The sequence below is a fragment of the Pedobacter superstes genome (assembly GCF_037622515.1).
GTDB classification, from domain to species: domain Bacteria; phylum Bacteroidota; class Bacteroidia; order Sphingobacteriales; family Sphingobacteriaceae; genus Paradesertivirga; species Paradesertivirga superstes.
Genome location: NZ_JBBJCN010000002.1, coordinates 747,535 through 769,183 on the forward strand (window position 1 = coordinate 747,535; position 21,649 = coordinate 769,183).

Consider the following 21,649-nt stretch of genomic DNA (forward strand, 5'->3'; position numbering starts at 1 on the left):
TTGTTTTATACAGCGAATTTTAAAACTTTTTTGAGCGTTATTTCCGAAAGTAATAATAGAGTGTCATTATCACAATTAAGAGTATTGGAGAGGCTGTAATGAGGTATAATAGAAGGTTTTTAAGCTTGGTCATTATTTTCATATCTCAATAATTTGTCTAGAATTCTTTTGGAGAAACAGTTAATAAGTAAATTTCTCAGAGTTGAGTTATCGTAAAATTGAACTATACCTGTTAGCTCGGCTATAAGTAATCCGTTTAATTCCTTCCTCAATGCTGGGTTGGTTTTATATAGAAGCTTAGGTTGGTTTCTCCGGAACGAATATGCGAAAAATGTTAACATTGTATAGGGTGTTTCTCAATAAATTCAAATATTTTTTCGACATTCCAATTTTTAGAGCGAGCAGTCCTGCGAGTTGAGACAATATCTCATTGTTAATATTAAAGCAGCAAGTCTGGAAAATAAATAAATGAATAGATGTAGCGTTTTAACTGGACTCAATTAATGAGATTTCCCAAAATGCTTAAGAACCCGTCTACTAGCCCCAACAAGGTCAAATGCCATAAGAATTGCAAAGAAAATAGCTATAGCGGCGTTTGTGTCCATAGTCAAATATACTAATTATTAGAAGAAGTTAAGGGACGCAAACGTTACCTGGAGGGAAGGAAAAACCCTGGCTTCGCGAGCAGCCTGCGAGTCGGTATAAAACATTGGAGAGGTAAACGGCTGCTATTATCCAAGGTGATTTGCCCTCATTAAGTTACTTCTATTTAGGGTATTAAATTCTCCTACCCTCTTAGCGTTAGTAACAAATGCCATTTCAAGTACCAGTTAGTGCTGGCACTAAATTCTTCTCAGGTGATTACGATAACTATGTTTCATCCATTCTGTTATATCGAGCATATTTTGATTTAATTTCTCCATCCAATTGATCATATTGGATTGCAGAGGTTAAACCTCTCAGAGATTTCAAGCTAATCGAATGCTGACTTCTAGTGTAATTATTAAGTTCTGCTGTGGATAAAACATAAAATTCCCAGTGGTTTAAATCCAACGGATCTACTGTGTGCTTTATATCGTGATGGAGTAAACAAAACACGTAAACATCTGCACTCCTGCTTTTAACTGTAGATTGGATATTGGTGAGACTATCCCACGCAAGAGAAGCTTTTGTACTAAACGATATCTTCGATAGGCTACTTTGGAACCATGATTGAATATAGGCAGCAGATTTAACTTCTATCTTTATCCCATCAGATGTTTCTAAATCGTACGCACTCCACTCATCTCTGATTTGTCTTATATCAATATTACAAGCAGTTGCCACAATAAATTCAGCAAATCGACCTCGTGTCGCATTGCTCAATATATCCGAGACACTCCATTTCCAAAAATCAAGTAAAGCGTATTTTGTATTAACGCCATTGTATTTGAGTCGTTCTTCGCCAGTTTTAAGAATCGCAGCTATTTTTTCTAGTGAGTTCATAGGTGAGGTTAATTCCCATTCAATAATCTCGAAGTGTTGCACTTGATAGCCACATCGCAAGGCGGAGTCAAGAAATTGAATCTGTGTTGGTCTAATAGAATCTTTACCCTTGCGTTTAAGCTCAACAAACTTCAAATCCCCATCTTTCCATAACAGCAGATCCCACACGCCTTTCGAGCTTTTGTTAACCGTTATGATATCTTGTAGCTTGGCATTAATTTCATTAGGCAATTGAACTGGATCAGTATCGTCAAGTAACCCAATTCTATACTTCTTGCTATATGTATCAACCCAAACTCCATCATAGCCAAGTTCTTTATAAATCTGGAGTGCAACCAATTCAGCAAATAAGGGTTGGCCTTTGTAGTCAATCACCGGTTTTCCTCCATAAGTATTCCTTAATGGTAGTCCTGACCACTTTATAAATGAATGATGCTTAACAGGACATTTTTCTATCATGGGGGTATATAGATATAGTATATGTTTAATCTTTATGCAGACTTTACCTTTAAAAGGTAATCTAAACTTTTAATATAAATCCTCTTAATATTTAAGGTTGACTTCTAAACTCACAAATCATTGGTAAATGGTCACTCAACTTCAACCATTGATCTATATCAGAAATTTCCAAGTTTATAAGATTATCAGATATTCCTTTACTTCCAAAAAAGAAATCTATATGGTAAGGTCTTTCAAGCTTTCGATGCATATAAAAGGTGGGTTTTGTCTCTCTACCTTGTTCCTCATTAGTAAACGTATGATATAAACTTACTATGTCAATCTCTTCTAACTCTCGTATAACATCTGAGTGATTCCACCACCGATCCCATTCATCCCAAACAACATTGCTATTGAAGTCACCAGCAATAAGTGTATTGGTGAAATTCTGTTTGTTTACTTGGAGGTACTTCCAAAATTGACCAATGTATCCAAAGTTCGGCGAATTATTTTGATGGGTCCATACTGCTAATAAATTGAATTTGTGATCTATGGAGCAAGGCAGAAAGTGCTTTACTGTATGATCTTTGAATGCATTACTCCAATTTAGAGTAGATAGCTTGACGTCTTCTGACGCAAATATCCCTAGGCCTTTGTTCCTTGTATCCCCAATCCATAAATGATTTTTCGACCAAGCATTGTACTTTTCATGATGAACCTGTCTTGGATTTTCACATTCTTGCACAATGTATATGTCAGCATTTAAGTCATGTAGATGCTCAAACTTATTCCTAAGAGCACCATTACAATTCCAAGTAATTATCTTCAATAGGGTTGCATTAGTGTAATCGTAAATGAATTAGGTATTTTTCTATTGAATTGTTTTAAAACTAAGTAAGATTTGCTCCAGTTCCATGTTTACATAATACCTGATGGCATATTTTCCATGTCTACATAAAGCCTAAGGGTATAATCATGTGGGTCAGCGTCATCCTTGTGTTTATAAAATTCCACAACCTCGAAATATTTGATATGTTTCAATGGGAATCTAACTGATCTTCGGTACTCTTTCTCATTGACTTGTGTACTAATAGTTTTAAAGTCGAGCATGCTACTGGAAAAAGAGATCGAATTTCGCACCACCCCTATGTATGAGGTTTTCTGAGCATTTGTTCGATTTTCACCAAGAGGAACAAATTCGATGGACACTTTTCCATCTTTATCTAGCCAGGGTTTTTCTATATGGTCGAACATATAATAGCTTGTAAATTGTATATAGATTAAAGTTATGCTGTGGATTAAAATTTAAGTTTCTTAATGTTCGCACTCATTAATTTTTCTTCGCTCTTAGGTTAAAAAAGCCTTACCTCCAGAACATCAAAGTCATGTTCTAAATCTCCAATCAGCCTAATAGAGACATCTGCATCTAGCCTAAACGATTTTGATTGTTGGTTTACTTCTCGAAAATTGATCAAAGAGGTAAACGTATACTGATTTCCTAAAGATTCTTTTACAATCCAATCCTCCAAAGGACCAAGTTTCATTGTATCTGAAGGATGTAATTTATTCGCTTTAGACTTGATTGCTTGAATTATATCAGTGACATCAACGGGGATTTTCAAATGCGCTATTTTATCAAAAGTCTGATTATGCACCTCGGAAAGAACTTCTTTGCGTTTATGTAAGTAATTGTATATGCTCTGGGGAACACCATTAACCTGGGTTATATCTTCAAAAATAGTGGGTTTCTTCAACGCTAACTCTTTCCAATTTGAAAAGTGAGCAAGCATTCTTAAGAGCAATATTACAGCGCTGAAATATAAGTTTTCGTCGAGGAAAGGAGTCCAGCCGAAGTTTCCACCATCTCTTACAAAATATCCACTCAGGTTTATTTTAACAGAGACATTATTTGGGTCCGTAATTGTACAATTGCAGGAACTACCCTGATTGTCATGTTTAATCTCCTCAACACCAGTGCAAGTCCATTTATATTCAAGAATATCCGCAGATAAAACGGCAGGCAATAATTTTGAATTGTAAAATTCAAATGATCTCAGCGGCTTCGTATTACCTTGATGTGTAACACCACTCATCTGACCATTCTCAAAGCGCTTTATCCAAAAGAGAACATCATCGGAATCGGATGGTACTGAAAACACTTTGGAGGTTAAATCGTCCCGGAAAACTGCTATCCAAGCTTCCTTCATAAATAAATGTTAAGAAGCTAATATAATCACTTCTTTCAAATTATCAACTGACACTACCACTCCTTCGCCGCAAGTGGAGATCAAGGTCTAAGGAAAAAAGAGCTTGGAAATCCGAAAACTCTTCTCACTAGTAGCCGTTGGGTTGAGGGAGATTTTTCTGGAGTTATCTCTTTTATATAGGAAAGCAGAAAATCTCCCCATCTATCATCCGAACGAGTGATCAGCTCTCAGCTATTTCGAAAAATCAGTTCTTTTATAAATCGTAGGCTGAGGTTCATCTTCAATCCATGAGCAGAAGATTGTAGAGATCGTTGCGAAAGTATCTTCATCAATACAATTAACTGCCATATAATACGTTTGGGAACGCAAGAGGTCGACCGGTCTTGTACTTTCCTTCATGATTATTGTTTCGGGAAAGCCCGGAATTTGGAGAGAAGAACCAATTTGATATCTTCCGAACTCAGTTTCAAAGCCTTTTATTCCAACTAGAGTGAAAGAATTATCAGCTTTAAAGGTAATCGAGACCTTTTTTGCTTCACTAAAAAAGGTTCCTATAAGATTGATCATTTTAATTTTTAAAAGTTAAACACAAGCCATCAGGAATTTTAATCTTAGTGTGAAGTTCAGGTGCTAATGCTTCACCATATCTTACCTCATGTTCAATTTCATAATGTTTATTTCGATGGTATTCCTCGATGGACTCGGCTAGATACGCAAAAGCCATAGCTTTCCCTTTTGTGTATCGATACTGAAGACTGTTATAAGAATCCAGAATACGGGTATCCCATTTAGGTATAAACCTTTTTTTATACATTACAAACTCCAAAGGCGGCTTTTGGAAATATGACACTTCATCAAAAATGCAGGTTAATTGAGCCATTATAGAAATAATTCTTTCCTGCTTTGCTATAATCCATTCACCATCAGCAGAGTTTTTGCGAGGTATCCATGTGCTTGGGAAATTATCATAAAAAGTATATAGTGCCTCATCATTATAATTGTATACAGTATATTCATATGTATACTCGTCTGGCCTACTTACCCTTTTACTACTTATATTGTGTGACCTAAGAGTTCTTAACATGTAGTAAGACGTGTAAACTGACTCAAATTGATCCTCCGGATTCGATGAAGCGAATGGTTCCATGTGATTAAATTAGGTTCCTAAATATAGCTATTTCGAAGAAATTGACAAGTAAGAGTACCATGATTAGCGAGCCGTCCTGCGAGTTGAGCAAAACATCCTAGGAGGAAAGCACGCTAGTGCGATCCGAGGTATGTTTACACTAGCAATTGGAACTGCTTTTGACAGCAGGGAATTGAGAGGCCTCTCAAAAGCCGTAACGATTGCGAAGTGTTTTGCGATCGCAGGCGAGCACATAAAAACGAAAAGCGGTTAGGTATTATAGGGTTGGAGCAAAGCGTAAACTTCATAATAACTAAAAGAGCTTTTATGGAAGCTCCCGATGGTTGCTACTGAAACGTATGACAGATTGCTTGTAGTGGGTTAAGCCTGGACATTTTGTGTGCCCTGGACTAAGTGTAGGGAAAGAAAATAGTCCAAGCTGAGAGCGTTAGAGCAAGTGTAGTTAATGTGTTCGCAGAACTTATTAACGAAACGATATCTGGCGTACTTTCTGTAAACCAAGGGAGCTGCAATGCCACACTATCTGCTTTTGGGTTTGTGGGTAGGGCAAAACGACGTACCGGGAGTAGAAAGCACCTGCAGAACAAGCTAGGATAAGATTAAGACCAGAACTTACCTTTCCCCGCTTAAGCCACTCTCGAGGAAAGGTAAGGGCTGGGAGTATAAATTGCATTTTGTTTAGCAGTGTAATGTGTGAGCATTAATGGCTCAAACTTAATAGTTTTAAGTGGCCTAACAATGATCAACAGATCATCTAACCGAGTGAGGCAAGATCATTTTGGCAACTTGTTAATTGTGTTTCCAAGTTATGAATCCTATTTTGGAGTACCTTATTTTTCTCTGTTAATCTTTTGTTCTCCCACGATATTTTCGCGATTTCGAGGCCTCTAAAATCTTTATAAAATAGAAGCTTTTGTAGAGCCTCTATGAACGTTTCAATTCTTACAATGCATACATTAGGATCAGTTTGAACGAGCTCAGTACGTATTAGATCCGTAAATGAATATCTCATGATAACGTAATCATAATAGGGGCTCTGGTGCGGTCCAGCAAAATGTAATTTCCATCCATTAGCTTCTACAAAATCTAATACCTCTCCACTAGGAGAGTATATTTTGAAAGTATCATATCGATTATTATGGACTCCGTTAGTCCATCCTCCGCTAGCAATCTCAACTACGATGAAAGTATCATTATTGTTTGTAAATTGAAGGTGGCCAATTTCTCTAAATTGTAAATCATCGCTGATAACGTAAATCTCTGTTTTAGAAATGTATTCTTGGTGCGGCATTGCATTAAATATTTTGAAAATTAATACAAAAAATCGGAAATGCAAGTTGTATTTCTAAACTAAAAAAGGCAGTTGTTCGCTGCCTTTAGTTCAAGTTAAAATGTTGAGTTGAAATTAAGTGGAGCTGACGATTATCTTTTTCAACTACAAGATCTTATCATAGCGATTAGTAAAATTATAGGAAGCACCACCATTGCGATTTCAAATATGATAGCAAATCCTCCGACGGCTCCAACAGCAGCACCTTCTTTTCCTTTAATCATAAAGCCAATTACGGCTCCTACAACGATAATGATTATTACCCAGGCGAACATATAAGATTTATTAAGTTAATTAATGAATTAAGAAACGGCTTTTATTCAAAATAAGTAGACTTTATCATTCTAGACTGATATAAAAAGTCTTTGTGCTGACATCCCTTTCAACAATATTCACTTGAGTAGTTGCAGATTCGATATCACCATCGGAGTCATGTGTATACTTCAAATCCCCACCAATATAATTATATCCAGAATTATTATATCCTGCATGTACAGAACCATCATTTCCGAAGCTGATTTCAATAACTCGATTAAAAGACACTTTTACTTTTAAAGTATATTTAGTCTTATAGTAGGTTTTTGGATTATAATATATAACTGATGCTTTGTACCAGCCATCTGATAATTTTTTGTTTAATACAGGACCTATTGGTTCGTATTGGAGATATTGAGCATTGGCGGATTCAAAGCTTAAGCCAATGGAAGCACAACATAATGCGATAATTAAAAGTAGTCTGTTCATGTGATAAGGTGTTACGTAAGGTAATGATAACTGTTTGTATTTATTATAGACCTGTATTATAAAGTCCTAATTCCGCAGCTCTTTCATTCCCAATACTATTGCTTAGAAATATCCATCTATCTCCATCAATGTTTGGGTGAAGACTACTAAATCTAGTCAGGGTGACAGATGCTCCCTCCCAATAAAACTCTTGTCTCTTATTTATATGTTTTGATTGAAGTGAGTTGCTACGCCTGCTATATAGTCCATATTCTTTAAGGATCCCATCATTAATATGCATGGCAATTATGAATTGTTGTGAGAACGCAACTGCATCTGGTAACTTTACATCGATTTGCCATAATTGATCTTTATAAAAATGAAGTCGAATATGATCAACGAGATAGCCAAAGAGTTTGAAGTCTTGCAAATTCTTTACTTCGTAAATTTCTTCATTTGTTTTATTTGAACTTGATACGTGTTTCAGTTTGGTAATGGTTTTGTTGTCTTTAACACTTGATCCAAGCTGGAACTTGTTGAACCCATTTCGCTCATCTAGCTTTGTAAGATCCTGTGATGAAACGCATAAAGGGAATAGAATAAATAATATTAATGCTCTAATCATAATATGGTGAGGTTTAGAATAATGGGCAGACATGGCCTGCCCTTTAATTTTTAGTTATTGACACTTATATGAAATCTGTAAATTATTGGTGTACTGTTCTATAGATAAGATCTAATTTAGGTTTAGCTTCATAAGCACTGATCCTCCGTTAATAACTCGATTTGGGGCGAAGATTAATTGGTTAGAGTTACTTAAAACCATTTTACCCTGTAATAAAGAATGTTGAGTTTTACCAATATGAACTTTTTTTCCTTCTTTGGTTACCTTGTAAAATCCTCTCTCCAGAACCTCACCTGTGGACTTAAACATTTGACCATAAATTATTAAGTTACCTGAGTTATCTCCTGTTAACTTGCCATTTAAACTTACAGTAGTTGCGGTTTCGAATTTGTAGTATGAGCTTATTTGCTTTTGTGGGTTAACCTTGGTAATTCCTTCTTGAACATTTAGATAGATATTTCCACTATTATCTGAAAATATTACATTATCAAACATATTATCAATTGTAGCAATAAGGTCCTTTCCACTTTGAGTTAGTTTATAAATCTCACCTTTCCCAAGACCTCCTTGGTTTAGTATACAATAGAAATTTCCATTTCCATCGGTGGAAAAATGGTCGAAGGCATAGGTAGCAAAAACATTTGGAGAGGTACTCTTAGCAGTTATATAAGATTCGAGTTTGGAGGTCGATTGGTTTAATTTGAAAATCCCTCTTTCCTGAACATAACTTCCAGAAACACGAGTTGTATAATCAAAAGTTGATCCCAAAACATAAATATTTCCACCTGCGTCAATTGCTAAATTATTCAGATGCCAAGATGTTTTATTTGTACTGATTGCATTTTGACCATCTATATCAAACTCGACAACTCCGCCATTGAAGAGGGTTGTTACTTTTTTGTCAATAGCAACCTTCCTAATTTTAAAATGGTTGGAAACATTACTAGCATATTCCAAGACATAGGTATTTTCATTTTTATCCACACATATATCCATTATTAAATAAAATGAAGCATTAGTTCCAGTTCCATCTATAGATGATTCTTGACCGCCAGCTATGATAGTGGGAGTTAAACTCTGTAAGGTTTCTTCAGGAATAGGGGTGGGTAGCTCTGGTTCGGGATCATCACCAGATTTTGAACATGAACCCATCAATATACCCACGGATAGGATTAATAATAAAACGTGTTTCATATAGTTGTTTTAATTGTGAATTGATAAATGAATTGAGTGAGCGCAAAATAATAAAAACACTTAGTAATAACTAAGCAAGGTATCAAGTTTCTTTTTACTCTTTCGTATCTGATGAGTGAACCTCTTAAATCAGATATAGAATTCTTTGTAATTAATAAAGTGAGAGAGAAAAGAGAGCAGTTAAAGCTCTCTCAATCTGAATTGGCAGTTAAGCTGGACGTCTCTAATGGTTTTATAGGGCAAGTAGAAAGTCCCAAGCACCCATCAAAATATAATCTCAACCATCTAGATAAGCTAGCAGACATTTTCGAATGTTCACCTAAGGACTTTCTACCGGAGAAACCAGTTAATAGGAAGCAGCCTGACTAATGACTTGTTCTTCTAAAGTAATAGAAACAAAGTCGTTCTCTCCATTGGCAAGTCTGTTATAAAAGAAGGATTGCACGTTAGAAGGATTGTTGATTCTTACCGAGTCTTCAATGTTAATTTTCGAGTTCTCGAACATCGTCTGTTTGAATACTTGTCTTAGCACTCTGTTATAAGTTCTAGCACCGAAGCGAGTTAAGGCCTCTTCATCATAGCAGAAATAGATCATTTTATATCCAGCCACGTTCAGAGTTAGAGTGAGGTTCCAGAAGAAGCAGATAAACTCACTTATCAATTTGGTTTCTTTATTACTTTTAGAATGTGCTATCTGGATGCAAGTTCGGTACTTCTTACTTTCAAAGACACCTAATAAAGGAGTGGTCTCTTTGATGATCCTCAAGAAGCACTTCTCAACTTCCTTGTTGCGTGCATCTAGATTTTGTTGCAGTTTTAATTGCGGGTCTTGAGTTTTTACAGTCATGATTAATTTATTTAAGGGTTAAAAAGAAAAAGGGCTTAGCGCCCTTCGTTAATTTCAATTAGTGATTTAATAGCATAAGGATTGTTTAAAGCCTCTTCATAGTCATTATACCAATACTCGAATTGATCCAGAGAATCCGGAAACTCTTGGGTGCATTCGTAGATAATCCTAAAGAGTGAATGGTATTGCTGCCTACCTAAATAAGACTTTAGTTCCAGGTCAATGGCGAAGGATATTACCTCCTTATCCTTTGATAGCCGCAGCATGATGAGAGGCGATAGGAGTCGATGAGAGTAGAGGTTTGACTCCCCGAATATTAGGTGTTTCCGCATATCTTCCGAGGGAACCTGGCTGATTATATCGCTTACTTTTCGGATGATCTGGTAATAGGCTTGTTCCACCAATGGGTTAGGCATAGCATACCCATTAAGTTCGAAACTGCTTTCGATTTCATTCATAATTACAGATGGGTTAAAGGGTTATTGAATGGTTTTACTTTTTGGTATTGAATTGGAAAGTGAAGGCACCTATGGGTAGATGATTATAAAGAAATTCTTTTTATAGGCTGAGACACTATGTATTAGAGAGGTAGGATTGGTTTTCACTTTTTCCAATCCGAGGCAGGAGGGTCTGATATGATAGAAGGTCTATCCGGAGACTATATATGTTTGGTGGGGGGTATCTTTTATATAGACGCAGTTTATATAAAAAAAATAATTTTTTGATTAGCCCAATTGTAAAATTAATACAATGCCTCTCCAGTTTCAGTGCAAGACTCTTGGTAATCTTTACCAACTTTATAATTAAATATATGTTGACTGATATTACCAAACAATTTGTTTACGACGAGCAAACTCCAAAGAACTTACTCCGACTAATGAGTTAACGTTGTTGAGGTTCAACTAGTTCGACTGGAGTATCTCCTTCCTCTTCAAAACAGTCATCTAGCTTCTTTTGAAAGATAAAAAACTGCTTTTTGTCCTCAATGTACTTATCATGGTATTTATTAAGTATATCAGTACAGCCCCTTTCTCCCCTTTTCAGACAATCGCAAACTTCTTCAGCATCTTTCTTTGGATTATCGTTTAAATAGGTCCAGACAAAGAGAACAATAAGTAATCCGCCAGCAATAAATTTTGAAGTTCTAGTGAACTTAGCTTCCTTCATTGCCTTAACTTCTTTCGATTCTTTAGAATTCCTAGATGATTTTGACGCCATACTTAGTTATTAATTTTTCGAATTTCTATTGTACTTATCTCTCCGCAACTTGCTTCTTTCTTGGGTGAAGCACTACCAAGATTTTGGATGCCTAGCCTATAAGTAGCAGAACTACATTAAGTTTATCGTTATGAAAAAAAAGTTAATTTGAATTGACTGGCACCAATTTAAGATGATGTTTTTCTAAATAAGCTTCAAAGTCAGATTTATATACTGCATTTGGTTCTTTCGGAATAATATTATACAATTCTCTTCCTGACTTGGAAAGGGCAACTCCACTTAACTTCACATTTTTGTCATACTTGCTTCTGTCTGTAGGTAAAAAAGCAAAGAGTTCATCTGAAAGTTTAAATGGTAAGGCAACAGAATTTTGCTCATTAACAACACAAGGTAAATAATTCATGTTAGAGTTATAGTCTGAAATTATCAGCCCATATTCTTGTAAGATATTTAAGTTGCCAAATGAAAATCCATATTTCGACAAGGAATTAGATGCTGCATTTCCTTCTAGTGATACTACTCTTGCGTCAAGAATATCATTTTTAACTTGCATTGAAATAGCACACGAGCATAATTTTTGAAAAAGCTTAGCCGCCGTGTTGTCAAGCTGTGAAATTAGTCTGATTGTCCTTATTGAGAAATTACCGGGATTTTTAGCTTCGTTGGCAAGAATTTTCGAAAAGATGAATCGCATTTCTTCCGAAGACATTTGTCTTGCGTTATTTTCAAATTCATTCAACCAATCCTCGCTTATTTCTTTATCTGTATTTTCTTGATTTGTGAAATCTTCACCTGCCAATTCCTTAGCTGCCTTTTGAGAAATATCATCTAGATTGATTTGTTCCCTAATGATTTTTGACGCATACTTTTCAGAAGCTTTATTAATATATTCTTGAGGAATGTCTATTTGGTTGGCAAACTTATCACCTTCAGATTTAATGATTTGAATTCTAGCTTGTGATGTCGCTCGAATTTCCCCGGACCTTCCTTCCAACCAAGCAATTGGAATCTCTAGTGCCGCAGTGCTAAGCTGGCCGAGCGCTTTTAGGAAATTTCTTTTAATTGGTGCAGGTACGCCATCGACAAGCGTTGTCACGGCATCCGTTACAGTATTTAATGCTGAATTTTCAGTCATAGCGATGTGGTTAATTTAATTGTGCTAACTAGCGAATATATGTTGTTATAGCGTAGATATTTAACTTATGTGTTCTAAAATTAATTAAAAATCTGTGATTTGGTATCTTTAGAGGCAAACTTTCATTGTCTATCAATATACACTCGAACTTTGTTTGGAACTCTTCAGGATTATGCCAATGCTTTTGGTTGGATCGTAAATCCATAGCTTTTGTGCTCTTGTTTTGTCTGCAATTAAGATTTCAGGCTGATTAACCAGAAAATTGGGTAAAAGCCTTATCATAAGCGTCAAGTAGTTGCAAATGGTTTTGGCATATGGTACTTATTAACTTGCTAGAGGTAGAAATTCATACGATGAACTGGCTAATAAGCAGGCATTGAATGGGACAGTAAAAGAATAGGGTATAAAACCCACAGTTCCATCGTCCAGCGTTTGACATCCATCACCGTTGAATGAAGTAGCTTCCATAACTCAATTTATGTACTTCTAGAATGTCATGAGATAAGCTGTCCAAACTGGGGTATATGAATGATTTTGAAATTCCTATTCGTCTCAGTTTCCATCTAAGCTCCTTTTTAACTTCTTTTCTTATTATATATCGTGTTGAGATTTTAGACGTGTCGACTTTCGTAGGCTCAGCATGAAGGGTAAAGAGGCTCTCCTGATTAGTATATCGCTGGTGAGTAAAGTTCGGGATTATAGGGGAAAAATCAGCTTTGCTAAATATTAAATCAAAAGTCTTCGGATTAACACGCCCAGAATGCAAGTTAGACATATAGACGGCACAATCAGTGTCGTTATCATTCTCTACCGCAAAAAACAGTGCTACTAAAGGATTAAATGTCCAATCCAGTAATCTCGTTGGAATTCCATGGTGCTGCGCCAAAATCATCCAATCAAGATCGTTTGTAGGAGAATTCTGTATATAAATCGGAGCCTTTCTAATGAATTCAGCCAGCAAACTTCGTTCAAAATCGATCTGGGTCTTTTCATCCTTAATTTCAAACCGACCCGCAGAAGGTATCAAGTCGTATTTAAGGTCCTGTACCCCACGATAAAAAAACACATCAGAGAATCCGGTAATTTCATTTGTATAGTGTCCAAAAGAGTTAATGGTTACGTCCTTCATTATTGCTGCAGATTTTAAATTCTCAATTTGTTTAGTGATCAAACTTTACCTCTATTATCAAATGAAAAGGTATTATTATAGTTTTGATCAAGTAAATTCCATTGGTAAATGTACGTTGATCTTTGCAATGATGGCCTGGTTTACGTCCCCCAGAAAATCAGAATTCTTAATGGGCAAAATGATGTTATTTAGCAAGCTTTGATAATTCCTCTAGCTGCGGAGCGATTTGTTCAAGGAACGTTTCGTCAAGACTATTATCCCCATAGATATGCCAACCGTAATTATCTTCAATAAATTCATCCTTTACAAACGTGTAGTCTATGCCTTTCGACGGCATTATGTACCATCCCCGGAAATTCCTAATTACGGTTCTTGTGTAGATTTTACCCTTAAATCGTATCCTAACAATTGGCATGCTCAAAGCTATTAATTGCTAATTATATTAGCAATTAAATTTGATAGATTGTTTGTAACTTAGGAATACCAATTTTCACTATATGTGCGGAAGAGTTACCATACCACCAAGTAAAGAGATTGCATCAGAACTGAATTTAAAATATGAAGCGGACGAAATGCCCGCTCTTATTAATGTTCCACCTACTCTAAAAGTTCCGTTAATCACGAATACGAAACCGGATCATCTACAGTATTTCACCTGGAGTGTGATCCCTTCTTATTCCAAAGATGGTAAACCTGACTTCAAGTATAGCACCTTCAATGCAACGATAGAGAAATTGGAGGAATCACCTCTATGGAAACCCTTGATAGGTAAAAAGCACTGTGTCGTGATTACATGCGGATTTTATGAGTGGCAGTATGAAGATCCAATCAAAAAGAAGAATAGCAAACCTCACCTTATAAAAGCAAAGAATAGCAGGTTCACCTATATGGCTGGATTGTGGACTGCCTGGGCTAACAAAGAAACTGGGGAGTTAATCCCCAGCTGTACGGTTATTACACTTCCTGCTAATAGCATGATGGCTAAAATCCATAACACTAAAGGAAGGATGCCAGCTTTTTTAACTGATGAAACTTCTAAGATATGGTTGGACCAAGAATTATCTTATCATGAGAGAAAACAAGCATTAGAGCCTGTTCCTAATGAATTTCTAGATGCTTATCCTATGTTAAAAGTAGGTGATGAAGACGAGTATAAGAAGTTGATAGAGATTTGCTGAATTCAATTTCTATATTTAGCGTGTGAAAAACCTCATTTTCAACCTTCTTTTTCTATTCATTACCAGCCTAGCTATTTCTCAAGAGACAATAACTGGAAAGGTCGTTAGAATCGCTGATGGTGACACTTTTACGATCCTTGTAGAAGGTAATAAGCAAGTTAAAATCCGGTTTCATGGCATTGATTGTCCTGAGAGTAAACAAGACTTTGGTACTCGGGCAAAGCAGTTTACATCCGAATTAGCATTTTCAAAAACTGTTAGTGTTCAAGTAAAGGATATTGACAGATATGGTAGAACGATTGGTATTGTGATACTTCCTGATGGTAAAATTCTTAATGAAGAACTGCTTAGAGGTGGACTAGCATGGCATTATAAACATTATGATAAATCGGAGAAGTATGCGGCTCTTGAAGATTATGCAAAGTCAAATCATTTAGGTGTGTGGAGTATGAAGGATCAAATAGCGCCTTGGGAGTTTAGAAGAAGCAAATAATGTGGTTATTAGAAATTATCGCAGAGTTTATAATCTTAGCCATCTTTAGATATCCTGGTGCATTTATCATTTGGGTAATTACTGGTTTTACTCAGCCATTCAAAGAGCTTTTAAACATCGATATGTATATTACAGGAGCTATCGGATTACTTGGAATCTTTCTAGTTGTGAATGTATTTTTGGATTACCTATGACACTCTACGACTTTATCAGGTTAAATGAATGAACAAGCCGAGTCTATTTGGCAGAGTCAATTCGTAGCTAATAGAATAGATGGTGATTCAACAGTATTGCCTTACTGTTTAGGGGAGTTCTTTGTTGACGTTAGTTACACACTCCGTTTTTAAACAGATCATGAACATTAAGCCATTTAACACAATGGAATTGCTTGAGAACTACTGGGAGAGCATATCGCTGGAGGAAATTGAAAAGTTGTTATAATATATTTTCATAAGGGATTTAAATATGAATTAATAATATTATCTTGTAAAACCTTCTTAACCTATATTCACATGAAAAAACTATTACTTATTTTAATTGCCGCACTCTCTACCTCTAGAACCTTCCGCAAGCAAAGAATCTGTCCCAAATTATTTATTCCCGTCGTTGATCATTCTTTTTTACCAATACTAGCTAGAGATTATCATCTATTAGCTTATCTCAACTTACACCAAACTAGAACAACTAAAAGGATGAACGCAACATTAAAGTAGATACTAACTCTTTTTTCTTTTTTCATGCACAACTTGATTCTCTTAGAAAAAAGGCTTGCCGCAGGCCATAAAGCAAGGTACAGTAAAAATCTATCTTTAAAGGTAAGGTATTCTAATTTGACTAATTCCGGTAGTAAAGCCGATGCTTCAAATTATACAGAAGTAAAGAATGAAAGTCATGGGACATATGGTGCACTTCTTTTTGATCCACGATGGAGAAGCAAAAGAGTTGAGATTCTAGAAAGAGATAAACACCGCTGCATATTATGTGACAGTAACCAATCTCTTCAGGTGCATCATCGTCAATATCACTTTATAGAGGAACAGCAACAGTTCAAGGCTCCTTGGGACTATGCTGATAATTTATTAATCACTTTATGTGAGAAGTGCCATCAAAGGGGGCATCGACAATTCAAAGTACCAACTATTAAAATTTAGCATATGGGTTTTTTTGACAATCAAAAGCAAAATGGCTCTTCAACTGAAGAGCCTTCGTTAAAGCCGTTTCAAAATACTGTCGAAAGCGAGACGATAGTCCAACCAATCCCGGAAAGAATATTCATTGAAAGGGAGCTTTCTGGAGAAAAAAAGATATCTCCAAATAATTATGTCCCAACCGCAGACAATAACATCAATTTACTATTCGCTTTCTTGGATAAAAACCATGAGGAAAATGGTTATAATGACGCTTTAGTGAATCCTGACAGTAGCCACTTGCAGCAAAATCTTGATGCTTTAAAAAATGAACTATCAAGGACAATTAGGAAAGTAAGAACATTTTATGAGGATTTTATAACGGAGATTAACTTTCATATAGAAAGCAGAAGTCGGAGTGGAATGATTGATACTGTTCAGGAATTGACCATGAAAAAGGATATCGCGCAAAGTCATATTAAGAAAGTTATAGAAATAGAAGCAGATGCCAAAGAAGGGACAGGAGAAAGTCAGGGTATAGTGATAAGTTATACCAGGGGTTTTAAAAATGGGCTGGCGGCAATTTCGCATCATACGATTCTAAAACGTAATCTATAGATATGAAAACGACTAATTGGTGGCTTAGAATAGGCTGCTTCCTAACAGGCTACAATTTTGAAATAGTGTCACGATGCAGTGAGATTACAGCAAAGACAGTAAAAAGATATACTTCAGCAATGCTAATTGTATGTTTACTATGGGGATTTATCGGGTTTAACTTTACCTCCAGGTACTTAGGAGTAGGATTTATTGGTTCTATTGCAGGAGCCTTTATATTCACATTGATTATCATTCAAGTTGAACGTCAGATTATTCTAGCAGTTCATAAAAGCACTGCTTTGTTGATTTTTCGCGGAGCAATGGCATGTATGATGGCTTTGATCGGTTCTTTAGTAATTGATCAAATCATTTTCAAACAAGATATCGAGCAGGAGAAAATTAAGTTGTTGGGCGAAAAAGTCAACAATCTATTACCTGCTCGTACTTCCATGCTTAAAGGACAGATAGCCGAAATTCAAACGGCCATTAACATCAAAGAGACAGAAAGAGTAGCATTAATGAATGACATTTCAGCCAATCCTTTTATTACTGCCATCGAAAAAACCTCAGGCGTTACTCCGGTTAATAATACCGTTCAAGATTCCTTAAGAACTACGACAAGTACGAGACTAATCAAAACAACTTCTACTACTCTTAAATCAATATCGAATCCGAAGGTTGATTTAATACAGCCACTCAATTTGCAAATAAATAGTTTATCTATAGCTAAAAATGCAAAAGACAGTTTACTTCTTACACTTAGAGCTTCACTTGAAAGCGAAATAAAATCCAAAGTAGGATTTCTTGACGAGCTTAATGTAATGAAAAGGTTGATCAGTGATTCCGGTATTGCGTTTGCCGTTTGGTTGCTTTGGATACTTTTTCTGTTGGGTCTTGAATTATTTATTCTTGTGAGCAAAATAGGGGAAAAGGAAAATGATTATGATATAACGATAAAACACCAGATGGATCTTCAGCTAAAGAGATTGCAATTGTTAGCAAAGACAAGTACGGGGGAAAACGTATAAGTGCTTTATTTTATCAGCTGTAAACATCCTGAACCGTAATTTAGTGGATCGTTTCTGTAACTATTTAAAACGAAAAATGTACGTTTTCATAGGCGGATGTACGTTGGACTTATATCTTAAGTAATACTTTTAGTTTCTCTTTTAATCAGAAGAACAAAATATAAATGACTAAAAAACTAATTGCTTTATCTGTTATCATTTCGACTATAGGCTGCCAAAGCGAACCAAAAGAAACACTCACCCAAAAAGCAGAGCGGCAGTTATTTGAGCAGTCTCAACAAACGCAAGCCCAAGAGCGTGCAGAAGAACAAACGAGAATGCAGGAAACGCAACGAATTTTGTCTGAGCTTCCGGGTTATCAGAAGATGCAGCAGGAGGAAAAAGAGAAGAAAGAACGTGACGCTGCTCAAAGGTCCTATAGTTCCTCGAGTAGTTACGATGATCTTGAAAGTGAAAACGAAGACTTAAAAGATGAGGTTAGAAGATTAAAAAATGAGGCGAATGATGATGAGTAGTTTTTACGAGGCAGTAAAATATGAAATTTCGGAAATTGTTTACTTTCGCGAATGAGTATTCAGGAGCTTGAAGCGTTTTTAAAAGATACCCAACTACCGCAAGAATTTTACCTTAATTCTGCTGTTAAAATAACGGATGTACCAAAGTTTGTGGATTCCCAATTATTGCAGATTAGAGCGTATGGCATTAAGTCTCCAGCCTATAACAGATTGATAGATTTTGTGAATGCTATAAGAGCTTAATGATATTACAATAATTGAAATCTTAAATTTAATGATTATTATTGGTTGTCTTTTCTCGGAAAGACATCATCTTGGCAGATGAACAGGCTGTACTATTAAGTTAGTGCAGCCTTTTTTGTAATCTCATCAAATGATAACCCTAAGCTCTTCATAAATCTATTCGACCCATTTTTGTTTATAAGAGTTTCCAGTATCAATTCACTCTCGTATGCTTCAAAGCGGATTATTTAGTGGATGCTTCCATTTGCTTTATAATATTATCTACCTCGACTTCTGTAGCTCTTAATTTTTGCTGACAGAATTGAATTAATTCTGATGCGCGCTTCACCTTTTGAGCTAATACATCCACTGTGATTGTTTCGTTTTCTATCTCCTCAGAAATAGTTTTTAACTCCGTAAAAGCTATTTCATAGGTTAAACTCTGTTCCATCTTGTTTATCGGTTATTTTAGAATTTAGTGAGGTGTTTTTCAATTGGATGTTAATATCATCATGCACCTGAATTAAACTAGGATCTGTCACAATTTCGCCGCCCTTCCTGATTATAGCAAATCCTTTAGATAAGATATTATCAACACTCAAATGATTGAAGAGGGTTCGATAATGACCAAGATAACCCGATTTTAACTTTACAAACATGCTTGAAGAACTTTTTAACTTCCTGATTTCATTAATTAAGTCATTCTTCTGATTAGTTATAATAGCTGGCGGTCGAGTTATGAGGACGGTGGCTAACATATAAAGTTCTTGCTTGTGGACGTTTATCAGTCGATAGGTATTGCGGATGAAAACTTTGTGTATATGTGCGATTTGATCTTTATTTGATGAGAGAATCCTGTTTGAATTCGCTATTACTTGCGAGCGACTGTTTTGAATTGACTCTTGACAGGTAGCAATGCTATCTCTAGTGCAGTTGATTACGGTTGAACGCAAGTCAGATAACCTATTGCTCTGATTTAAAATAATCTTCTGACTATTAAAGATAATTTGTTTTTGAAATTGTCTTACGTTAAGCTCTGCGTTATGGCAATGATTTATAATGAATTCGGCAGCTTTTGTCGGTGTTTTAGTTTCAACCCTTACTAGAAGATCTGCGATACTGCGATTAGTTTGATGGCCAATTCCGGTGATTATAGGAATTGGAAACCTCGCTATTGTACGACAAAGGTTAAAATTGTCAAATGTTAAAAAATCTGTTTGAGATCCACCGCCCCTGCATATTACAACGACATCTACTAATTCTTTGTAAACCGAAAAGATTGTTTTCAAACATTCGATGATCTCCTGGCTAGCGGTTTCTGCCTGAACTTTACATAAAAAGGGAAGAACGTTGATCCTGTAGCCGTAATCATTATTTGTTATTGTATGACAAAAATCTGTGTATGCTTCCGAGCTTTTAGAAGTAATTAATGCAACATTTTTTACGATGACTGGAAGCGCTAATGCCTTGTTTGTTGTCCAGTAATCGTCAGCTATCTTCTTTATATGGTTGCTTTCTTCTTTAAGTAATCTAAGTAAGGTTTGTTGACGGACTTTTTCGAGGTTCCCAATTGTAAAAGCAACATCAATGTCATATAGGATCGCCTTTAATCCAAATGCTGGGCTATAATCGATTTTTAGCTTAACAAGCACCTCCAAGCTATTGGTGAATTTCTGCTTGGTGTAGGATTCGAAATTCCTAACGTTTTCAGAACCAGTTGAAAATGCAGTGCAAGAAATTTTAGTCAGGATGGATTGGTTGTTTGAATCCTTTTCTGCTAGATCAAAATAATGATATCCGCTTTTTGAAACATATCTGTGATTAGTAATTTCAGCAATCACCCAGAAGAATTTATCTGCAAAGTGATTATTAATCACCTCATAAATTTCTTTAGTTAATTCAGAAAGCTTTATGCCTGACCTATTTGCTACAGATACTTCCAAGGTTTCTACTTTATATAAATATCAACAAAATAAGTATTAATTGGCACTGGATTTCAGAACTTAACGGCAAAAGAGAATCTCCTACTCAAAATAAGGGATCATGATTATTTCAAGTAAGCAGCGAAGGGGTTCCTAAGAATCCTAATTGCTTCGTAGCAGATTGGCGGTAATAATAAAATCAGTTCAGATTGTTAAAAGCCATTACTATTTTCTGTCATGTACTCAAACTATACAGTTATTATCCGCGGATTATAGTTAGAGTACACCACAGAAATTATCATAGATTTTTCGTATATTGTAGTACTTCCGCTACTAAGCCCCATAGATTTTTATAAAGTCAAGATCTAACTATTAATCAGATAATTAATTTTTAAATTATGATTAAATGTTAAATGAACAATGTCAATGTGCGCTTTATCGCCATGCCTTCGCTTGCTTACTTGAGCGACTATAAAATCAAATATCAAGATGTTCTGACCTATGTAACCTTAAGGTCTTTTAATAATAGTTCAACAAATGATTGCTTTCCATCATTTGAAACTCTGGCAGAGAAGGCTGGAACCTCTAGAGGCTTTATAACTAGTTCAATACCTAGGTTAGAGGCTTCAGGTTTAATTTCAATCATCCATTCTAAATCGATACATCTATCAAATAGATACCATTTTAAGAAGTTGGACATGTTTGAAAAGATCCCATATGATATATTTAATGCTACAGATCTCTCGCTCCATGAAAAGGCAATGTTAATATGTGTGAGGCAGTTTTTTAATCATGGACTCCTTCAAACCATTTATAGCATCAAAGATATCGAGAATCATTTAGGATTATCGTACAACACCGTCTATAAGCAATATAACGGCCTGAAGAACAATGGGTATATCGAAACAAGAAAGAAGAATCGCGCCTTATTAAGTGCAGATTTCCTAACTGATAAGATCAATTGGCTTTATAGTTATAAAAAAGAAAATAAGGATGAAGGAAACAAATCAACATTCATCATGGGTTAATTATTAAGGGGAGATTTTATCTAGGACTATATTAAAACTATAATCGAATAAAAATCTC

At 35.7% G+C, this 21,649-nt stretch carries 28 protein-coding genes and 1 pseudogene; 10 read left to right on the plus strand and 19 right to left on the minus strand.

The features are described from left to right. Positions 1 to 870 precede the first annotated feature (870 nt). The 11 genes from WG906_RS08735 to WG906_RS08785 all read right to left on the minus strand — a co-directional run bounded on the left by WG906_RS08735 (position 871) and on the right by WG906_RS08785 (position 9,149). Positions 871 to 1,944, minus strand: a complete 1,074-nt coding sequence (locus tag WG906_RS08735) for a VRR-NUC domain-containing protein (protein WP_339992191.1) — start codon at positions 1,942 to 1,944, stop codon at positions 871 to 873. Positions 1,945 to 2,035: 91 nt separating this feature from the next. After that, positions 2,036 to 2,752, minus strand: coding sequence for an exonuclease/endonuclease/phosphatase family protein (locus WG906_RS08740; RefSeq protein WP_339992192.1), 717 nt, complete (start codon positions 2,750 to 2,752; stop codon positions 2,036 to 2,038). Positions 2,753 to 2,841: 89 nt separating this feature from the next. After that, positions 2,842 to 3,177, minus strand: a complete 336-nt coding sequence (locus WG906_RS08745; RefSeq protein ID WP_339992193.1) for a hypothetical protein — start codon at positions 3,175 to 3,177, stop codon at positions 2,842 to 2,844. Positions 3,178 to 3,275: 98 nt separating this feature from the next. Then, complete coding sequence (locus WG906_RS08750) at positions 3,276 to 4,130, minus strand: hypothetical protein (protein WP_339992194.1); 855 nt, start codon at positions 4,128 to 4,130, stop codon at positions 3,276 to 3,278. 231 nt (positions 4,131 to 4,361) lie between these two features. Further along, on the minus strand, positions 4,362 to 4,697 hold the full coding sequence (locus WG906_RS08755) for a hypothetical protein (RefSeq protein ID WP_339992195.1): 336 nt from the start codon (positions 4,695 to 4,697) through the stop codon (positions 4,362 to 4,364). Between the two features lies 1 nt (position 4,698). Further along, on the minus strand, positions 4,699 to 5,277 hold the full coding sequence (locus WG906_RS08760) for a hypothetical protein (protein ID WP_339992196.1): 579 nt from the start codon (positions 5,275 to 5,277) through the stop codon (positions 4,699 to 4,701). A gap of 754 nt (positions 5,278 to 6,031) precedes the next feature. Beyond that, complete coding sequence (locus tag WG906_RS08765; protein WP_339992197.1) at positions 6,032 to 6,568, minus strand: hypothetical protein; 537 nt, start codon at positions 6,566 to 6,568, stop codon at positions 6,032 to 6,034. A gap of 140 nt (positions 6,569 to 6,708) precedes the next feature. Next, positions 6,709 to 6,882: a hypothetical protein gene (locus WG906_RS08770; RefSeq protein ID WP_339992198.1), complete on the minus strand. Its 174-nt coding sequence runs from the start codon at positions 6,880 to 6,882 to the stop codon at positions 6,709 to 6,711. 64 nt (positions 6,883 to 6,946) lie between these two features. Beyond that, complete coding sequence (locus WG906_RS08775; protein WP_339992199.1) at positions 6,947 to 7,351, minus strand: hypothetical protein; 405 nt, start codon at positions 7,349 to 7,351, stop codon at positions 6,947 to 6,949. 43 nt (positions 7,352 to 7,394) lie between these two features. Beyond that, on the minus strand, positions 7,395 to 7,955 hold the full coding sequence (locus WG906_RS08780; protein WP_339992200.1) for a hypothetical protein: 561 nt from the start codon (positions 7,953 to 7,955) through the stop codon (positions 7,395 to 7,397). A gap of 111 nt (positions 7,956 to 8,066) precedes the next feature. Next, the gene (locus WG906_RS08785) at positions 8,067 to 9,149 is read right to left on the minus strand and encodes an NHL repeat-containing protein (RefSeq protein ID WP_339992201.1); all 1,083 of its coding nucleotides are present in this window, start codon (positions 9,147 to 9,149) and stop codon (positions 8,067 to 8,069) included. Positions 9,150 to 9,260: 111 nt separating this feature from the next. Here WG906_RS08785 and WG906_RS08790 point away from each other — a divergent pair, with 111 nt between their 5' ends. Next, positions 9,261 to 9,518 (plus strand): helix-turn-helix domain-containing protein, encoded by a 258-nt coding sequence (locus tag WG906_RS08790; RefSeq protein WP_339992202.1) that lies wholly within the window; start codon positions 9,261 to 9,263, stop codon positions 9,516 to 9,518. Here the strand turns inward: WG906_RS08790 and WG906_RS08795 are convergent. From WG906_RS08795 to WG906_RS08820, 6 genes are all read right to left on the minus strand, one after another. After that, positions 9,496 to 9,996: a hypothetical protein gene (locus tag WG906_RS08795; protein ID WP_339992203.1), complete on the minus strand. Its 501-nt coding sequence runs from the start codon at positions 9,994 to 9,996 to the stop codon at positions 9,496 to 9,498. The genes WG906_RS08790 and WG906_RS08795 overlap by 23 nt on opposite strands. 35 nt (positions 9,997 to 10,031) lie before the next feature. Next, on the minus strand, positions 10,032 to 10,454 hold the full coding sequence (locus WG906_RS08800) for a hypothetical protein (RefSeq protein WP_339992204.1): 423 nt from the start codon (positions 10,452 to 10,454) through the stop codon (positions 10,032 to 10,034). A gap of 424 nt (positions 10,455 to 10,878) precedes the next feature. Further along, positions 10,879 to 11,214, minus strand: coding sequence for a hypothetical protein (locus WG906_RS08805; RefSeq protein ID WP_339992205.1), 336 nt, complete (start codon positions 11,212 to 11,214; stop codon positions 10,879 to 10,881). Positions 11,215 to 11,356: 142 nt separating this feature from the next. Then, positions 11,357 to 12,349 carry a DUF2806 domain-containing protein gene (locus WG906_RS08810; RefSeq protein ID WP_339992206.1) on the minus strand — a complete coding sequence of 331 codons (993 nt, stop codon included), beginning with the start codon at positions 12,347 to 12,349 and terminating at the stop codon, positions 11,357 to 11,359. Between the two features lie 442 nt (positions 12,350 to 12,791). Next, complete coding sequence (locus tag WG906_RS08815) at positions 12,792 to 13,478, minus strand: FRG domain-containing protein (RefSeq protein WP_339992207.1); 687 nt, start codon at positions 13,476 to 13,478, stop codon at positions 12,792 to 12,794. A 184-nt stretch (positions 13,479 to 13,662) separates the two neighbouring features. Next, positions 13,663 to 13,893 (minus strand): hypothetical protein, encoded by a 231-nt coding sequence (locus tag WG906_RS08820; protein WP_339992208.1) that lies wholly within the window; start codon positions 13,891 to 13,893, stop codon positions 13,663 to 13,665. An 82-nt stretch (positions 13,894 to 13,975) separates the two neighbouring features. Here WG906_RS08820 and WG906_RS08825 point away from each other — a divergent pair, with 82 nt between their 5' ends. From WG906_RS08825 to WG906_RS08855, 7 genes are all read left to right on the plus strand, one after another. Beyond that, positions 13,976 to 14,656 carry an SOS response-associated peptidase gene (locus WG906_RS08825; protein ID WP_339992209.1) on the plus strand — a complete coding sequence of 227 codons (681 nt, stop codon included), beginning with the start codon at positions 13,976 to 13,978 and terminating at the stop codon, positions 14,654 to 14,656. Between the two features lie 22 nt (positions 14,657 to 14,678). Next, positions 14,679 to 15,149, plus strand: coding sequence for a thermonuclease family protein (locus WG906_RS08830; protein WP_339992210.1), 471 nt, complete (start codon positions 14,679 to 14,681; stop codon positions 15,147 to 15,149). Between the two features lie 746 nt (positions 15,150 to 15,895). Further along, a complete protein-coding gene (locus tag WG906_RS08835; protein WP_339992211.1) occupies positions 15,896 to 16,300 on the plus strand; it encodes a hypothetical protein in 405 nt (134 codons plus the stop codon). Positions 16,301 to 16,303: 3 nt separating this feature from the next. Beyond that, positions 16,304 to 16,894 carry a hypothetical protein gene (locus tag WG906_RS08840; RefSeq protein ID WP_339992212.1) on the plus strand — a complete coding sequence of 197 codons (591 nt, stop codon included), beginning with the start codon at positions 16,304 to 16,306 and terminating at the stop codon, positions 16,892 to 16,894. A 2-nt stretch (positions 16,895 to 16,896) separates the two neighbouring features. Beyond that, the gene (locus tag WG906_RS08845; protein ID WP_339992213.1) at positions 16,897 to 17,904 is read left to right on the plus strand and encodes a DUF4407 domain-containing protein; all 1,008 of its coding nucleotides are present in this window, start codon (positions 16,897 to 16,899) and stop codon (positions 17,902 to 17,904) included. Between the two features lie 164 nt (positions 17,905 to 18,068). After that, positions 18,069 to 18,419: a hypothetical protein gene (locus WG906_RS08850; protein WP_339992214.1), complete on the plus strand. Its 351-nt coding sequence runs from the start codon at positions 18,069 to 18,071 to the stop codon at positions 18,417 to 18,419. Between the two features lie 51 nt (positions 18,420 to 18,470). After that, entirely contained in the window at positions 18,471 to 18,662 is a 192-nt protein-coding gene (locus WG906_RS08855) for a DUF6965 family protein (protein WP_339992215.1), read from the plus strand. A gap of 223 nt (positions 18,663 to 18,885) precedes the next feature. Here the strand turns inward: WG906_RS08855 and xseB are convergent, their stop codons facing one another. Beyond that, positions 18,886 to 19,092, minus strand: a complete 207-nt coding sequence (gene xseB / locus WG906_RS08860; protein WP_339992216.1) for an exodeoxyribonuclease VII small subunit — start codon at positions 19,090 to 19,092, stop codon at positions 18,886 to 18,888. Then, the gene (gene xseA, locus WG906_RS08865) at positions 19,070 to 20,584 is read right to left on the minus strand and encodes an exodeoxyribonuclease VII large subunit (RefSeq protein ID WP_339992217.1); all 1,515 of its coding nucleotides are present in this window, start codon (positions 20,582 to 20,584) and stop codon (positions 19,070 to 19,072) included. Before xseA ends, xseB begins: the two co-directional genes overlap by 23 nt. A 422-nt stretch (positions 20,585 to 21,006) precedes the next feature. Here xseA and WG906_RS19465 point away from each other — a divergent pair. Both WG906_RS19465 and WG906_RS08875 read left to right on the plus strand, forming a co-directional pair. Further along, positions 21,007 to 21,141, plus strand: a pseudogene (locus tag WG906_RS19465) (helix-turn-helix domain-containing protein); the annotation flags it as partial. Positions 21,142 to 21,261: 120 nt separating this feature from the next. Next, positions 21,262 to 21,591, plus strand: coding sequence for a helix-turn-helix domain-containing protein (locus WG906_RS08875; RefSeq protein WP_339992219.1), 330 nt, complete (start codon positions 21,262 to 21,264; stop codon positions 21,589 to 21,591). Positions 21,592 to 21,649: the final 58 nt, after the last annotated feature.

Excerpts from the sequence above, each read along its gene's own strand:
- WG906_RS08735 (WP_339992191.1), bottom strand. The coding sequence starts at position 1,944 with ATGATAGAAAAATGTCCTGTTAAGCATCATTCATTTATAAAGTGGTCA.
- WG906_RS08745 (WP_339992193.1), bottom strand. The coding sequence starts at position 3,177 with ATGTTCGACCATATAGAAAAACCCTGGCTAGATAAAGATGGAAAAGTG.
- WG906_RS08750 (WP_339992194.1), bottom strand. The coding sequence starts at position 4,130 with ATGAAGGAAGCTTGGATAGCAGTTTTCCGGGACGATTTAACCTCCAAA.
- WG906_RS08755 (WP_339992195.1), bottom strand. The coding sequence starts at position 4,697 with ATGATCAATCTTATAGGAACCTTTTTTAGTGAAGCAAAAAAGGTCTCG.
- WG906_RS08760 (WP_339992196.1), bottom strand. The coding sequence starts at position 5,277 with ATGGAACCATTCGCTTCATCGAATCCGGAGGATCAATTTGAGTCAGTT.
- WG906_RS08765 (WP_339992197.1), bottom strand. The coding sequence starts at position 6,568 with ATGCCGCACCAAGAATACATTTCTAAAACAGAGATTTACGTTATCAGC.
- WG906_RS08770 (WP_339992198.1), bottom strand. The coding sequence starts at position 6,882 with ATGTTCGCCTGGGTAATAATCATTATCGTTGTAGGAGCCGTAATTGGC.
- WG906_RS08775 (WP_339992199.1), bottom strand. The coding sequence starts at position 7,351 with ATGAACAGACTACTTTTAATTATCGCATTATGTTGTGCTTCCATTGGC.
- WG906_RS08780 (WP_339992200.1), bottom strand. The coding sequence starts at position 7,955 with ATGATTAGAGCATTAATATTATTTATTCTATTCCCTTTATGCGTTTCA.
- WG906_RS08785 (WP_339992201.1), bottom strand. The coding sequence starts at position 9,149 with ATGAAACACGTTTTATTATTAATCCTATCCGTGGGTATATTGATGGGT.
- WG906_RS08790 (WP_339992202.1), top strand. The coding sequence starts at position 9,261 with ATGAGTGAACCTCTTAAATCAGATATAGAATTCTTTGTAATTAATAAA.
- WG906_RS08795 (WP_339992203.1), bottom strand. The coding sequence starts at position 9,996 with ATGACTGTAAAAACTCAAGACCCGCAATTAAAACTGCAACAAAATCTA.
- WG906_RS08800 (WP_339992204.1), bottom strand. The coding sequence starts at position 10,454 with ATGAATGAAATCGAAAGCAGTTTCGAACTTAATGGGTATGCTATGCCT.
- WG906_RS08805 (WP_339992205.1), bottom strand. The coding sequence starts at position 11,214 with ATGGCGTCAAAATCATCTAGGAATTCTAAAGAATCGAAAGAAGTTAAG.
- WG906_RS08810 (WP_339992206.1), bottom strand. The coding sequence starts at position 12,349 with ATGACTGAAAATTCAGCATTAAATACTGTAACGGATGCCGTGACAACG.
- WG906_RS08815 (WP_339992207.1), bottom strand. The coding sequence starts at position 13,478 with ATGAAGGACGTAACCATTAACTCTTTTGGACACTATACAAATGAAATT.
- WG906_RS08820 (WP_339992208.1), bottom strand. The coding sequence starts at position 13,893 with ATGCCAATTGTTAGGATACGATTTAAGGGTAAAATCTACACAAGAACC.
- WG906_RS08825 (WP_339992209.1), top strand. The coding sequence starts at position 13,976 with ATGTGCGGAAGAGTTACCATACCACCAAGTAAAGAGATTGCATCAGAA.
- WG906_RS08840 (WP_339992212.1), top strand. The coding sequence starts at position 16,304 with ATGGGTTTTTTTGACAATCAAAAGCAAAATGGCTCTTCAACTGAAGAG.
- WG906_RS08845 (WP_339992213.1), top strand. The coding sequence starts at position 16,897 with ATGAAAACGACTAATTGGTGGCTTAGAATAGGCTGCTTCCTAACAGGC.
- WG906_RS08850 (WP_339992214.1), top strand. The coding sequence starts at position 18,069 with ATGACTAAAAAACTAATTGCTTTATCTGTTATCATTTCGACTATAGGC.
- WG906_RS08855 (WP_339992215.1), top strand. The coding sequence starts at position 18,471 with ATGAGTATTCAGGAGCTTGAAGCGTTTTTAAAAGATACCCAACTACCG.
- xseB (WP_339992216.1), bottom strand. The coding sequence starts at position 19,092 with ATGGAACAGAGTTTAACCTATGAAATAGCTTTTACGGAGTTAAAAACT.
- WG906_RS08875 (WP_339992219.1), top strand. The coding sequence starts at position 21,262 with ATGTTTGAAAAGATCCCATATGATATATTTAATGCTACAGATCTCTCG.